The sequence below is a fragment of the Streptomyces sp. NPDC030799 genome, from assembly GCF_055572255.1.
Map to the genome: position 1 here is coordinate 294,341 of NZ_JBVIDS010000014.1, position 14,779 is coordinate 309,119.

General features: G+C 69.3%; 6 protein-coding genes, 1 tRNA gene and 1 rRNA gene. 1 reads left to right on the plus strand and 7 read right to left on the minus strand.

Features of this window, described 5'->3' with window-relative positions; all coding sequences use genetic code 11:
• Nucleotides 1-75 precede the first annotated feature (75 nt).
• The 4 genes from ACZ41I_RS32190 to ACZ41I_RS32205 all read right to left on the minus strand — a co-directional run bounded on the left by ACZ41I_RS32190 (nt 76) and on the right by ACZ41I_RS32205 (nt 10,518).
• Complete coding sequence (locus ACZ41I_RS32190; protein ID WP_399772572.1) at nt 76-921, minus strand: helix-turn-helix domain-containing protein; 846 nt, start codon at nt 919-921, stop codon at nt 76-78.
• A gap of 286 nt (nt 922-1,207) precedes the next feature.
• Nucleotides 1,208-3,952, minus strand: a complete 2,745-nt coding sequence (locus ACZ41I_RS32195) for a DNA translocase FtsK (protein ID WP_468515711.1) — start codon at nt 3,950-3,952, stop codon at nt 1,208-1,210.
• A 124-nt stretch (nt 3,953-4,076) separates the two neighbouring features.
• Nucleotides 4,077-4,757 carry a response regulator gene (locus tag ACZ41I_RS32200; protein WP_363217702.1) on the minus strand — a complete coding sequence of 227 codons (681 nt, stop codon included), beginning with the start codon at nt 4,755-4,757 and terminating at the stop codon, nt 4,077-4,079.
• Nucleotides 4,758-5,055: 298 nt separating this feature from the next.
• Nucleotides 5,056-10,518 (minus strand): HAMP domain-containing protein, encoded by a 5,463-nt coding sequence (locus tag ACZ41I_RS32205; RefSeq protein WP_363217701.1) that lies wholly within the window; start codon nt 10,516-10,518, stop codon nt 5,056-5,058.
• Between the two features lie 426 nt (nt 10,519-10,944).
• Here ACZ41I_RS32205 and ACZ41I_RS32210 point away from each other — a divergent pair, with 426 nt between their 5' ends.
• Entirely contained in the window at nt 10,945-13,704 is a 2,760-nt protein-coding gene (locus ACZ41I_RS32210) for a SpoIIE family protein phosphatase (protein ID WP_363217699.1), read from the plus strand.
• Between the two features lie 43 nt (nt 13,705-13,747).
• On the opposite strand, the gene ACZ41I_RS32215 is transcribed toward ACZ41I_RS32210, so the two are convergent.
• From ACZ41I_RS32215 to rrf, 3 genes are all read right to left on the minus strand, one after another.
• Nucleotides 13,748-13,823: transfer RNA gene (locus ACZ41I_RS32215), tRNA-Thr, on the minus strand.
• 85 nt (nt 13,824-13,908) lie between these two features.
• The gene (locus ACZ41I_RS32220; protein ID WP_468515712.1) at nt 13,909-14,571 is read right to left on the minus strand and encodes a DegT/DnrJ/EryC1/StrS family aminotransferase; all 663 of its coding nucleotides are present in this window, start codon (nt 14,569-14,571) and stop codon (nt 13,909-13,911) included.
• Nucleotides 14,572-14,686: 115 nt separating this feature from the next.
• Nucleotides 14,687-14,779: ribosomal RNA gene (rrf, locus tag ACZ41I_RS32225) — 5S ribosomal RNA — on the minus strand; the annotation flags it as partial.

The following is a 14,779-nucleotide window of genomic DNA, read 5'->3' on the forward strand; positions in this document are numbered from 1 at the left end:
GGGTCAGGGCCTCCCCGGCGGACCCTGCCGATCTCGGCGGCCAACCCCGTCACACGGCTCTTCCTGAAGGGCCGCCTAGCCCGCGACGGGGTCGCCCTTCGTGTAGGTGAGGCGTTCCACCGCGCCCGGCTGGAAGTTGTCGTCGATCTTCTTGCCGTTGACGTACAGCTCGATCGCCCCGGCGTCGCCGAGGATCAGGTTGATCTTGGAACTGTCCTGGAAGGTCTTGGACTGGCCCTTCTTCAGCAGCCCGTCGAAGAGCATCCGGCCGTTGTGGTCCTTGGCCGAGATCCAGCTGCGTCCGCCCGGCGCGCTGACCTGGACGGTCACCTTGTCCTGGGGGGCGGCGGCGATGGCGCTGTCGGAGGGCTCGGTGCTCGGCGCGGCAGGCTTGCCCTTCTTCGGCGTGGGCGAGGCGGACTTGCTCGCGGCGGGTGTACCGCTGCCCTCGGCGACCTGTGACTTCGCATCGTTTCCGGAGCCGCCGCCCCTGACCGCGGTGAAGCCGACGAAACCGATCACGACGACGATCGCGGCGACCATGGCCGCCGTCCAGTTCGGGCCGCGCCGCTCGGGCCGGATGCGCTCCGCCTCGAACAGGGGTGCGGCCGGAGTGGGCGCGGGACGGCCGCCGTGCTCGGCGTCGTACTGGGCGATCAGCGGGGCGGGATCGAGGCGGACGGCCCTGGCCAGCGTGCGGATGTGCCCGCGGGCGTACACATCGCCGCCGCACGGGGCGAAGTCGTCCGCCTCGATGGCGTGCACGATGGCGATACGGACACGAGTGGCGCTGCTGACGTCGTCCACGGTGAGCCCGGCCGCGATCCGCGCCTGCTGCAGGGCACGGCCCACGGAGACATGGGCCTTTCGGGATTCGTCGGGGAACGGACGCTCGTCTTCAGGGGAGTTGCCGATGGACACGGGGGCGCCTTTCGAGCGTGTAGCCACCTGTGCTGGAAGCTCAGTCTAGGGGTGGGACGAAAGGGTGGGGCAACCGGGCGGTGGGACTTTGTACGCCATCGGAACGGCCGGACGCACCGAGGGCTTGACAGGCAGATACCCCATGATGGGACTACTACCTGTCCTCTCGCTCAACTGGACGTACGACAAAGGGAAACGGTTGCCCGCCGTTCTCTAACAGGTGGATCACGGCGATCCGGCCACCCGGCGCAAGCCGCGACCGGCGGACGGCCCTTCGCCCCTGCCCCTAGTCCCCGGACTCCCCGCGGATCACGGCGAGCACGCCGTCCAGCTCGTCGGGCTTCACAAGTACGTCACGCGCCTTGGAGCCTTCGCTCGGTCCCACGATGTTGCGGGACTCCATGAGATCCATGAGCCGCCCGGCCTTGGCGAAGCCGACCCGCAGCTTGCGCTGGAGCATGGAGGTCGACCCGAACTGGGTGGAGACGACCAGCTCGGCCGCCTGGCACAGCAGGTCGAGGTCGTCGCCGATGTCCTCGTCGATCTCCTTTTTCTGCTTGGTGCCGACCGTGACGTCGTCACGGAAGACGGGCGCCATCTGGTCCTTGCAGTGCTGGACGACGGCGGCGACCTCGGCCTCGGTGACGAACGCGCCCTGCATTCGGGTGGGCTTGTTCGCGCCCATCGGCAGGAACAGGCCGTCGCCCTTGCCGATGAGTTTCTCGGCGCCGGGCTGGTCGAGGATGACCCGGGAGTCGGCGAGCGAGGAGGTGGCGAAGGCCAGCCGGGAGGGCACGTTGGCCTTGATGAGACCCGTCACGACGTCCACCGAGGGCCGCTGGGTGGCGAGCACCAGGTGGATGCCGGCCGCACGTGCGAGCTGCGTGATGCGCACGATGGCGTCCTCGACGTCGCGCGGGGCGACCATCATCAGGTCGGCCAGCTCGTCCACGATCACCAGCAGGTACGGGTACGGCTGCAGCTCCCGCTCGCTGCCCTCGGGCGGCTTGACCTTGCCCTCGCGGACGGCCTGGTTGAAGTCGTCGATGTGCCGGTAGCCGTAGGCCGCGAGGTCGTCGTAGCGCAGGTCCATCTCGCGTACGACCCACTGCAGCGCCTCGGCGGCCCGCTTGGGGTTGGTGATGATCGGCGTGATCAGGTGCGGGATGCCCTCGTAGGCGGTCAGCTCGACCCGCTTGGGGTCGACCAGGATCATCCGGACGTCCTCCGGGGTCGCCCGCATCATGACCGAGGTGATCAGGCAGTTGATGCAGGACGACTTGCCGGAGCCGGTGGCACCGGCGACCAGCATGTGCGGCATCTTCGCCAGCGAGTGCATCACGTACCCGCCCTCGACGTCCTTGCCGAAGGCGACCAGCATCGGGTCGTCGTCCTCGGCGGACTCCGCGAGGCGCAGCACGTCGCCGAGGTTGACCATCTCCCGGTCGGTGTTCGGGATCTCGATGCCCACCGCCGACTTGCCGGGGATGGGGCTGATGATCCGCACGTCGGGGCTGGCTACGGCGTACGCGATGTTCTTGGTCAGCGCGGTGATGCGCTCGACCTTCACGGCGGGGCCGAGCTCGACCTCGTACCGGGTGACCGTCGGGCCGCGCGTGAAGCCGGTGACGGCGGCGTCGACCTTGAACTCGGTGAAGACCTGGGTGAGCGAGGCGACGACCGCGTCGTTGGCCTCGCTGCGCGCCTTGCCGGGGCCGCCGCGGGTGAGGAGGTCCAGCGACGGCAGCGCGTAGGTGATGTCCCCGGACAGCTGGAGCTGCTCCGCCCGTGGCGGCAGGTCGCGCGGCTGGTCGGGAGCCTTCTTGGTCAGATCGGGGACGATTCCGGGCTTGAGCTTCTCCTGCTTGGGTCGCGCGGCCGGGACCGGCGAGGGCGCGGGGGCCGGTGCCGGCACCGGCGTGGTCTCTTCGCGGTCGCCGACGCTGACGCCCTGGGTGAGGTCGGCGACCAGCGGGGAGGGCGGCATGCCGTGCAGCACCGCGCCGTCGAGCGCCGCGGCGGCGGCCGCCGCGACGTCCACGGCGTCCATCTGGCGCTGCGGATCCGGCTGGGGCACCGCCGAGCGCCGGGGACGGCCGCGGCGCTGCGAGAGGGCCTCCTCCTCGGCGCTCTCCGGGTCGTACGCCCGGGGGGCGGCCGAACGCTTGCGGGGGCGCGCGGGCAGCGCCTCGCGCCACTGGTCGTCGTAGCGCGCGTCGTCCTCGGTGTACTGCGGCGCCTCGTGGTCGTGCAGCACGCCCAGGCGTACGCCGAGCGCACGCAGCCGCTGCGGGATGGCGTTGACCGGAGTGGCGGTCACCACGAGCAGACCGAAGATCGTCAGCAGCACCAGCAGGGGTACGGCCAGCATCTCGGTCATGGTGTACGTCAGCGGGGTGGCCGCCGCCCAGCCGATGAGGCCGCCGGCGTCCCTTATGGCCTGCATGCCGTCGCTGCGCGCGGGTGAGCCGCAGGCGATGTGGACCTGGCCGAGCACGCCGATGACCAGCGCGGACAGGCCGATCACGATCCGTCCGTTGGCCTCCGGCTGCTCCGGGTGCCGGATGAACCGTACGGCGATCACCGCGAGCAGTATCGGCACCAGCAGGTCGAGCCGGCCGAAGGCACCGGTGACGAGGATCTCCACCAGGTCCCCGACGGGGCCCTTCAGATCGGCCCAGGTGCCGGCGGCGACGATCAGCGCGACGCCGAACAGCAGCAGCGCGATGCCGTCCTTGCGGTGGGCCGGATCGAGGTTCTTCGCGCCCTGCCCTATGCCGCGGAAGACGGCGCCGACGGCGTGCGCGAGGCCCAGCCAGAGGGCGCGCACGAGCCGGTACACGCCCCCGGTGGGGCTGGGTACCGGCTTGGGCGCGGCCTTCTTGGCCGGGGCTTTCTTGGCGGGCGCCTTCTTGGCCGGAGCCTTCTTCGCTGCGGCCTTTTTCGGGGCGGCCTTCTTCGCCGGAGCCTTCGCGGGAGCAGCCGCCTTCTTGGCGGGCTGCTTCTTGGCTGCGGAGGGACGTGAGGCCATGGGTGTGAGGTTACCGGGGGAGACGACAGCGGACACGTGTGCCCACAGCTTCACCCGTTCGTGTCGCCCTTGCCGGGGCGCGGAACTGACGCGCGCTCATGGGCAACCGCTGCCCGGGCGTATGTCAGTTCTGCGCCGGCACCGACGCACCGCCGGTGCCGGTGCCCGGCTCCAGGGCGTCGAGCGCTCGCCGCAATCCGGTGAGTTTGCGCTCCAGATGCGCCGCCGTGGCCACCGCGGCCGCATCCGCCGAATCGTCGTCCAGCTGCTTGGACAGCGCCTCGGCCTGCTCCTCGACGGCCGCGAGCCGCGCGGACAGCTCGGCCAGCAGCCCGGCGGACTCCTTGCCGCCGACCGCGCCCTTGCCGCCGCCCTCCAACTGCAGCCGCAGCAGTGCCGCCTGCTCGCGCAGCTGACAGTTCTTCATGTACAGCTCGACGAACACCGAGACCTTCGCGCGCAGCACCCACGGGTCGAACGGCTTGCTGATGTAGTCGACCGCACCTGCCGCGTAACCGCGGAAGGTGTGGTGCGGGCCGTGGTTGATCGCCGTGAGGAAGATGATCGGGATGTCCCGGGTCCGCTCGCGCCGCTTGATGTGCGCGGCGGTCTCGAACCCGTCCATTCCCGGCATCTGGACGTCCAGCAGAATGACCGCGAAATCGTCCGTGAGCAGTGCTTTGAGCGCTTCCTCCCCGCTCGATGCCCGCACCAGCGTCTGATCGAGCGCAGAGAGGATGGCCTCCAGCGCCAGCAGATTCTCCGGCCGGTCATCGACCAGGAGGATCTTGGCCTTCTGCACCATGGCCCGCCCTCCTCGCCCCGGCGGTACACCGGGCGCCGCCCCAGGGGACGACTCCCTTTCGCCGCCCGTCCTTGTGCCGGTCATCGTAGCCGCACCCCGCCTGTCGCCACACCCTGTCACCGCGATGTCACTGTGCACGTACCGGAAACGCGGCGGAGGCCGGGATGGTTCCCGGAATCCCGCATTCCCATACGTCTCCAGCCACCCTAAGCCGTCCGTGCGCAGTGACCTCAACCGGGCAACTCCCGACACGCGCCGAGGGTTCCCCGGCCGTTCACATCCCGGCGTGCCGATCGCGTCATTCCCCGCCCATCCACTGCTGCATCACCGCCAGCAGATGATCCGGGTCGACCGGCTTGGTCACGTAGTCGGAGGCACCCGACTCGATCGCCTTCTCCCGGTCGCCCTTCATCGCCTTCGCGGTCAGCGCGATGATCGGCAGCCCGGCGAACTGCGGCATCCTGCGAATCGCCGTGGTCGTCGCATAGCCGTCCATCTCCGGCATCATGATGTCCATCAGCACGACCGCCACGTCGTCGTGCTGCTCCAGCACCTCGATGCCCTCGCGGCCGTTCTCGGCGTACAGCACCGAGAGCCCGTGCTGCTCCAGGACGCTGGTCAGCGCGAACACATTGCGGATGTCGTCGTCGACGATCAGGACCTTCTCGCCGCCGAACCGCACCCCGCGCGCGAAGTGCGCCGTGCTCTCCTGCTCCGGGAGCGCCATCCGGTGCTCGGGCCGCTGCTCGCCCTGCGGAAGACTCCGCCGCCGGCGCCGGAAGAGCGCCGCGGGACCGTTCTGCGTCTCGCGGTACGACTTCACCTCGGCCGGGGTCTCGATCTCCACGGCGGACAGCTCCAAGGACTGCTCCGCCTCGGAGGCCAGCAGCTCGCCGGCCTCCAGCGGGGGCACGGACTGCTGGTAGCCCTGCGGCGGCAGTTCGCTCGGGTGCAGCGGCAGGTACAGCGTGAACGTCGAGCCGCGGCCCGGTTCGCTCTGCGCGTGGATCTCACCGCCGAGCAGCTGTGCGATCTCCCGGGAGATGGACAGACCGAGGCCGGTGCCGCCGTACTTGCGGCTGGTCGTGCCGTCCGCCTGCTTGAACGCCTCGAAGATCACCCGCATCTTGCTGGCCGCGATACCGATGCCGGTGTCCGTCACCGAGAACGCGATCAGCGGCGCGTCCGGATCGGTCAGCGAGCCGGCCTCCAGCAGCTGCTCCCGGATGCCCACCGGCACATCCGCGCCGGCCGGCCTGATCACCAGTTCCACCGACCCGGAGTCCGTGAACTTCACCGCGTTCGACAGCAGGTTGCGCAGCACCTGCAGCAGCCGCTGCTCGTCGGTGTGCAGGGTCGCCGGCAGCTCCGGGGAGACCCGTACGGACAGATCCAGGCCCTTTTCCGCGGTCAGTGGCCGGAAGGTGGCCTCCACGTAGTCCACGAGCTGGACGAGCGCGATACGCGTCGGCGAGACGTCCATCTTGCCCGCCTCGACCTTCGACAGGTCGAGGATGTCGTTGATCAGCTGGAGCAGATCCGAGCCCGCGCCGTGGATGGTCTCCGCGAACTCCACCTGCTTCGGCGAGAGATTGCCCTCGGCGTTGTCGGCGAGCAGCTTCGCCAGGATCAGCAGCGAGTTGAGCGGCGTACGCAGCTCGTGCGACATGTTGGCGAGGAACTCGCTCTTGTAGCGCATCGACACCGCGAGCTGCTCGGCGCGCTCCTCCAGAACCTGCCGGGCCTCCTCGATCTCGGTGTTCTTCACCTCGATGTCGCGGTTCTGCCGCGCCAGCAGCTCGGCCTTCTCCTCCAGTTCGGCGTTGGAGGCCTGCAGCGCCTTCTGCCGGTTCTCCAACTCGGCCGAGCGCTCGCGCAGTTGCTCCGTCAACTCCTGCGACTGCTTCAGCAGCTGCTCGGTCTTGGTGTTGACCGAGATGGTGTTGACGCTGGTCGCGATCATCTCGGCGATCTGGTTGAGGAAGTCCTTCTGGATCTGCGTGAACGGCGTGAAGGAGGCCAGCTCGATCACACCGAGCACATTGCCCTCGAACAGCACCGGCAGCACGATCACCTGCGCGGGCGGGGCCTCGCCGAGCCCCGAGGAGATCTTCAGATACCCGCTGGGCGCGTTCTCCACCAGGATGGTGCGCTTCTCCTGCGCGGCCGTACCGACCAGCGCCTCACCCGGCCGGAACGACGTAGGCATCGAGCCCATCGAGTAGCCGTACGAACCGAGCATGCGCAGCTCGTACCGGTCCTCGGCCTCGGCGCCCAGCTCCTGCCCCTCCATGAGGGACATCGCCACGAAGAACGCGCCGTGCTGGGCGGACACCACCGGCGTCAGCTCGCTCATGATCAGCGAGGCCACGTCCTCCAGGTCCCGGCGTCCCTGCATCAGCGCGGAGATACGGGCGAGGTTGCCCTTGAGCCAGTCCTGCTCCTCGTTGGCGATCGTGGTGTCGCGCAGGTTGGCGATCATCTTGTTGATGTAGTCCTGCAGTTCCTGGATCTCGCCGGAGGCGTCCACGTCGATCTTCAGGTTCAGGTCACCGCGGGTCACCGCGGTCGCCACGCGCGCGATGGCACGCACCTGCCGGGTCAGGTTCCCGGCCATCTCGTTCACCGACTCGGTGAGGTCCCGCCAGGTGCCGTCGACGTCACGCACGCGTGCCTGACCGCCGAGCTGCCCTTCCGTGCCCACTTCGCGCGCCACGCGCGTGACTTCCTCGGCGAAACTGGACAGCTGATCAACCATCGTGTTGATCGTCGTCTTCAGCTCAAGAATCTCGCCACGAGCGTCAATGTCGATCTTCTTGGTCAGGTCACCCTTGGCGATGGCCGTGGTGACCATGGCGATGTTGCGCACCTGGCCGGTCAGGTTGGACGCCATCTGGTTCACGGACTCGGTGAGGTCCTTCCAGGTGCCGGCCACACCCGGCACGTGCGCCTGACCGCCCAGGATGCCGTCCGTACCCACCTCACGGGCCACCTTGGTGACCTGGTCGGCGAACGAACTCAGCGTCTTGACCATCGTGTTGATGGTGTCGGCGAGCTGCGCCACCTCGCCGCGCGCCTCGATGGTGACCTGACGCGTCAGATCACCGTTGGCGACCGCCGCGGCCACCTGGGAGATGTTCCGCACCTGCATGGTCAGGTTGTTGGCCATCAGGTTGACGTTGTTGCTGAGGTCCTTCCAGATACCGGTGACGCCCGGCACATGCGCCTGGCCGCCCAGAATGCCCTCCGTGCCCACCTCACGGGCCACCCGGGTCACCTGCTCGGCGAAGCTGGACAGCTGATCAACCATGGTGTTGACCGTCGTGACCAGCTCAAGGATCTCACCCTTGGCGTCAACAGTGATCTTCTTCGACAGGTCACCCTTGGCGACCGCGGTCGTGACCTCGGCGATGTTGCGCACCTGGATCGTCAGGTTGTTCGCCATGAAGTTCACGGACTGCGTGAGGTCCTTCCAGGTGCCGGAGACACCCTGCACCTCGGCCTGACCGCCGAGGATGCCCTCCGTACCCACCTCGCGGGCCACCCGCGTGACCTCCTGCGCGAACGACGACAGCTGGTCCACCATCGTGTTCAGCGTGTTCTTCAGCTCCAGGATCTCCCCGCGCGCGTCCACGGTGATCTTCTGCGAGAGGTCACCGCGGGCCACGGCGGTGGCGACCTGCGCGATGTTGCGCACCTGGGCCGTCAGGTTGCCGGCCATGCCGTTCACCGAGTCGGTCAGGTCCCGCCACACACCGGCCACGCCGGGCACCTGCGCCTGGCCGCCCAGGCGGCCCTCCGTACCCACGTCGCGCGCGACCCGGGTCACCTGGTCGGCGAAGGCGGACAGCTGATCAACCATCGTGTTGATCGTGTTCTTCAGCTCAAGGATCTCGCCGCGCGCGTCAACATCGATCTTCTGCGACAGGTCACCGCGCGCCACGGCCGTCGTCACCTGGGCGATCTGACGCACCTGGGAGGTGAGGTTGCCGGCCATGAAGTTGACGGAGTCCGTCAGCTCCTTCCACGTGCCGGACACGCCGTCCACCCGGGCCTGACCGCCCAGCCGGCCCTCCGTACCCACGTCCCTGGCCATCCGCGTGACCTGGTCGGCGAAGCTCGACAGCTGGTCCACCATGGTGTTCACGGTGTTCTTCAGCTGGAGCATCTCGCCGGAGACGTCCACGGTGACCTTCTGGGACAGATCACCGTTGGCCACCGCCGTGGTCACCTGGGCGATGTTGCGCACCTGCCCGGTGAGGTTGCGGAACGCGGTGTTGACGGAGTCCGTCAGGTCCTTCCAGGCACCGGCCGCGCCCGGCACCTGCGCCTGACCGCCCAGCTCGCCCTCGACCCCGATCTCCCGGGCGACCCGCGTCACCTCGGCACCGAACGCCGACAGCTGGTCCACCATCCCGTTGACGGTGTTCTTCAGCTCCAGCATCTCGCCGGCCACGTCGACCGTGACCTTCTGCGACAGATCACCACTGGCCACGGCCGTCGTCACGGTCGCGATGTCCCGCACCTGAATGGTGAGGTTCCGGAACACCGTGTTGACGGAGTCCGTCAGGTCCTTCCACGTACCGGCCGCGCCGGGCACGTTCGCCTGGCCGCCCAGCCGGCCCTCCGCGCCGACCTCGTTCGCGACGCGCGTGACCTCGTCCGCGAAGATCCGCAGCGTCTCGGTCATCTGGTTGATCGTCTCGGCGAGCTGCGCCACCTCGCCACGCGCCGGAACCGTCACCTTGCGCGACAGGTCACCGTTGGCGACCGCGGTCGTGACCTGCGAGATCCCACGCACCTGCGCGGTCAGGTTGCCCGCCATCGTGTTGACGGAGTCGGTCAGCTCCTTCCAGACACCGGCCACACCCGGCACCTGCGCCTGACCGCCCAGGATGCCCTCGGTGCCCACCTCACGGGCCACCCGCGTCACCTCGGACGAGAACGACGACAGCTGCTCCACCATCGTGTTGACGGTGTTCTTCAGCTCCAGCATCTCGCCCGCGACATGCACGGTGACCTTGCGTGACAGATCACCGCGCGCGACCGCCGTCGTCACCAGCGCGATGTCGCGCACCTGTGCGGTCAGCCGGTTGGCCATCGTGTTGACGGACTCGGTCAGGTCCTTCCACGAACCCGACATACCGCGCAACTGGGCCTGACCGCCGAGCTTGCCCTCGGTGCCGACCTCGCTGGCCACGCGCGTGACCTCGTCCGTGAACGTCGACAGCTGGTCGACCAGGTTGTTGACGGTACGGCCGACCTTGAGGAACTCTCCCCGCAGCGGATGCCCCGTACCGTCGTCCGGTGCCTGCGTCCGCAGCTCCATCCGCGGCGACAGATCACCCTCGGCCACGGCCGTGAGCACCCGGCCGACCTCCGAGACCGGCCAGACGAGATCGTCCACCAGCGCGTTGGAGGCGTCGATCGCGGACGCCCAGGAGCCCTCACAGGCCCCCGTCTCCAGTCGTTCCGTGAGTTTTCCCTCACGGCCCACCATGCGCCGCACCCGGGACAGCTCACCGGTCAGATGCAGATTCCGGTCGGCCACCTCGTTGAAGACGGCCGCGATCTCCGACATCACCCCGTCCCCGGAGACGGTGAGCCGCTTGCGGAAGTTCCCGTCCCGCATCGAGACGAGAGCCGCCAGCAGCCGGTTCAGGGCAGCCGTGTCCACTTCCGTGGTGCCGCCGCGCCTGCCCAGGGACGGTCCGCCTTTCGCGCGCGTCTTCGTGCCACGCGTCGCCGCGCCAGACTCCACTGTGTCCCTCCCGGAGGGGTAGACCGTTACTGCTGTGCTCGGCCGCTTCCGCCCGGCGTGCCGGTCGTCGACATACCGGTTACTTCTGCGTACCTGTTACTTCTGCGTATCTGTTACTGCTGCGTATTTCTGCCAGACGAGATCCGGCCACACCAGGGGCTGCTGCCCGCCGTGCACGGAACACACGCAGCCCGACCCGACCTTCATCAGAAGCCTGCCCAGTGTTTCACCCTGCCCGAACCAGGCCATAACAGTTCGGCAGCTTCGCACATCGTCCGCACACCCTGGGGGGTAAACACCGGCGACCGGCACCCGCTCGGACGGCGAAGGTAAGTAACCTTGCATGCGGCTGTCCAGCCGCACCGGTCCGACCGGCCTGGGCGGTGGCACGAGAACGAGCGGGCATCGGAGGGGCAGCCGCAGACCATGACCACCGGAGTCATCCCCGGGGAACAGCCCCCGGAGCCACAGCCGACGGACGCGCTGATGCCGCACCAGCGGAGCGAGCCGGCCGGCCACGCAGCCCTGCACGTAGACAACCGGCCGAGGAGTTCTGTGATCACCGCGCGCGCGGCCGCCACCTTCGAGCCCGTCGGGCGATCGGTCGCGACCGCCCGGTCCTTCGTCCGCGACACCCTGCAGGGCTGGGGCTTCGCCGACATCGTCGACGACGCCGTCGTCCTCACCAGCGAGCTCGTGACGAACGCCGTCGTCCACGCGGGCACGCACGCGGACGTCCTGTGCCTGCGCACCGAGGACGGCGTGCGCATCGAGGTCTCCGACCGCTACCCCGAGCGTGAGGTCCCCCTCCAGAACAGCGTCGCCGCGATGGGCAGCCCCGACCGCGAGGGCGGCCGCGGACTCCAGCTGTGCGCGGCCCTGGCCACCCGCTGGGGCGTCGACTACACGCCCACCCACAAGAACGTCTGGTTCCAGCTCAACCTCCCCGAACGCGTGGTCGGCACCCGAACCGCCGGCCCGTCCCTGCCCGCCGACCTGCTCCCGCTGGCAGACGGCCGGGTCCGCGTCGCCGTCGTCCAGGTCGACCGCAAGGGTTCCATCACCTCCTGGAACGAGGACGCCGAGGACCTCTTCGGCCATACGGCCGGCGAAGTCGTCGGCAGGCCCCTCGCCGAACTCGCGGCCTGGCCGCACACTCCCGGCACCGGCACCGGCGTGGCCGAGGCCCTCCAACTCTCCCGCTGGGAGGGCAGCTACGGCATCCGCGGCGCCGACGGCCGGGTGGCCCCGGTCTACGCCTCCCACCTGCGGGTCCGCGACACGGGCGGCGAACCCTCCACCGTGTGCCTGATGGTCCGCGACCACGAACGCGCCGTCCTGCAGACCCCGTCGCGCGTCCCGGCCGGCGACCAGAACCAGACCTCTGACGGGCAGAGCGCCGACCCCTTCGAGGTGTTCATCGGCTCCCCCGCCCCGGACGACCTCGACGGCCTGCTGCAGCGCACCGTGGAGCGCGCCCGCGACATGCTCGACGGAGACTCCGCGTTCCTGCTGCTGGCCACCGACGACGAGACCGAGCTGGAAGTACGCGCGTCCACCGGCCTGCCCTCCGCCCGCCAGCGCTTCGCGCGCGTGCCCGTCGAGGCCGGCCCCGGCCGCTACGGCTCCGCACGCATGCCGGCCGTCCACGACGACCTCGCATCCGTCCCCGGGGCCGTACCACTGCTGAACGGCACGGGCATGCGCTCGGTCGTCACGGTCCCGCTGAAGGTCGAGGGCCGCCTGACCGGCTCGCTCGGCGTCGCCGCCGAGGCACCCGGCCGGTACTCCAACGAGGAGGCACTGCGCCTGCAGTTCGCCGCCGACCGCATCGCCCTGGCCGTCGAGTCGGCCCGCCTGGGCGAGCTGGAGCGGCTGCGCCGCGGCTCCCTGAGCTTCCTCGTCGAGGCCTCCGACCTGCTGGCCGGCACCCTGGACCGCGACCAGACGCTGGCCCTGATGGCCCAGATGACGGTCCCCACCCTGGCCACCTGGTGCGCTGTCTACACGATCGCCGACCAGGCCTCGGAGCCGTACCTCTCGTACGTCCTGCACGAGGACGAGGAACTGATCGACGGCATCAAGTCGTTGCTCTCCAAGATCCAGCCCCCGGACCCGGTGCCGACGCCCGGCGCCCGCGTCTGGACGACCCCCGCCGAGGTCGCCCACCAGGCCGCCCTGCGCAGCTCGATGCGCAGCCTCGGCCTCGCCGGCGGACCCACGCACCAGATCTCCGCGGGCATCGGCCCCACCCTCGCCACGGCCTCCGCGGTGGGCGGCGAGACGGTCGTGCTCCCGCTCGTCGCCCGCAACCGCGTCATCGGCATGCTGGTCCTCGGCAAGCCCACCGACGAACACTTCCGCCAGGAGATCCTGGAACTCGCCGAAGACCTCTCCCGCCGGGCCGCCCTCGCCCTGGACAACGCCCGTCTCTACTCGGAGCGCACGGCCATCAGCCAGGCCCTCCAGCGCAGCCTGCTCCCGCCGGGCACACCGCACATCGACGGCGTCGAGGTCGAGGTCATCTACCGCGCGGCCGGCGAGGGCAACGAGGTCGGCGGTGACTTCTACGACCTCTTCCCCATCGGCAACGGCGCCTACGGCTTCGCCATCGGCGACGTGTGCGGTACGGGCCCGAACGCGGCGGCGGTCACCGGCCTCGCCCGGCACGCCCTGCGCCTGCTGGCCCGCGAGGGCCTCAGCGGCCCCGCCGTCCTGCAGCGCCTCAACTCCGCGATCCTCGACGAAGGCGACCGCAGCCGCTTCCTGACCCTCCTGTACGGCGAGATGCGCCCACAGGAGGACGGCAGCGCCGAGCTGAAGGTGGTCTGCGCCGGGCACCCGCTGCCGCTGCGTCTGCGCCAGGACGGCACGGTCACGGCGGCCGCCGAACCGCAGCCGCTGCTGGGCGTGATCGAGGACCTGGAGCTGCACGAGGAGACCGTCACCCTCGACCCCGGTGACGTGCTGCTCTGCGTCACCGACGGCGTCACCGAACGCCGTGAGGGCACACGCATGCTGGGCGACGACGGCCTCGCCGACGTTCTCACGACGTGCACGGGGCTGACGGCGGGCGCGGTCGCGGCACGCATCATGCGCGCGGTGGAACGCTTCGCGTCGGACGCCCCGTCGGACGACATGGCGATTCTGGCGATGCGCGTCCCGGGAATCCACAAGGACGTGTGAGGAAGCACGAAAAAGGCCCACCCGGAAGGGTGGGCCTTTTTGTTGGAGCCCCCAAACGGAATCGAACCGTTGACCTTCTCCTTACCATGGAGACGCTCTGCCGACTGAGCTATAGGGGCCGGTCGTTTTCGAGGTTTCCCTCGCGGCGACGAAGAAACTGTACCCCGAGCAGGCCCGAGTTCCCAAATTCGTTCGGGCACCCGCTCAGAAGGCAGGCTGGAGGAGGCCCCCGAGGGCATTGCAGGCGGACACGATCCGCTGCATCTCCCGCTTGGTGAGCGAGGCGTCCACGGGCAGTGTCAGTGTCTCGTCGGCGGCCAGCTCGGTCTCCGGCAGGGACACGCACCGACGGAACTCCGGCAGCCGGTGCACCGGCGTCTTGACCGGCACTCGGCACTCAACTCCCTTGGCCCGCAAAGCCAACGCGAAGGCGTCCCGGTCCGGCCGGCCATTTCCCGGCACCCGCACGACGTACTGCTGATACGTGTGCCCGTCACCACCGTCCGGCGTCCGTACGCCCTTCAACTTGGCGTCGAGATACGCGGCCCGTTCCCTGCGCTGCGCTGTCTCGTCGTACGGCGCCTCGGACTCACCCTGCTCCAGCACCAGCAGCCCGTACCGCTGCCCCAGCGCGTGCAACCGCCCCAGATCGGCTCCCCGTCCGAAGCGGTGTACGACAACGACGGCGGCCGTACGGGGAGTTACGGCTGCCTCGACAGCACCGGGATCGAGGCAGTACGTCACGGGATCTATGTCGGCGAACACCGGGAGCGCACCGGCCAGGGCCACGGCCTCGGCGACCTCGACGTTCCCGAAGGCCGGCACGACGACCTCGTCACCGACTCCGACACCGGCGGCCCTGAGCATTGCAGCAGTTCCCATGTGCTGGATGCTGGGTGCGCGACGTGAACGACACGTTAAGGAAAACATAAAAAGGTCGGACCCCGAACCAAAGTTCAGGATCCGACCTTTTTGAAGAATTGTTCGGCGGCGTCCTACTCTCCCACAGGGTCCCCCCTGCAGTACCATCGGCGCTGTGAGGCTTAGCTTCCGGGTTCGGAATGTAACCGGGCGT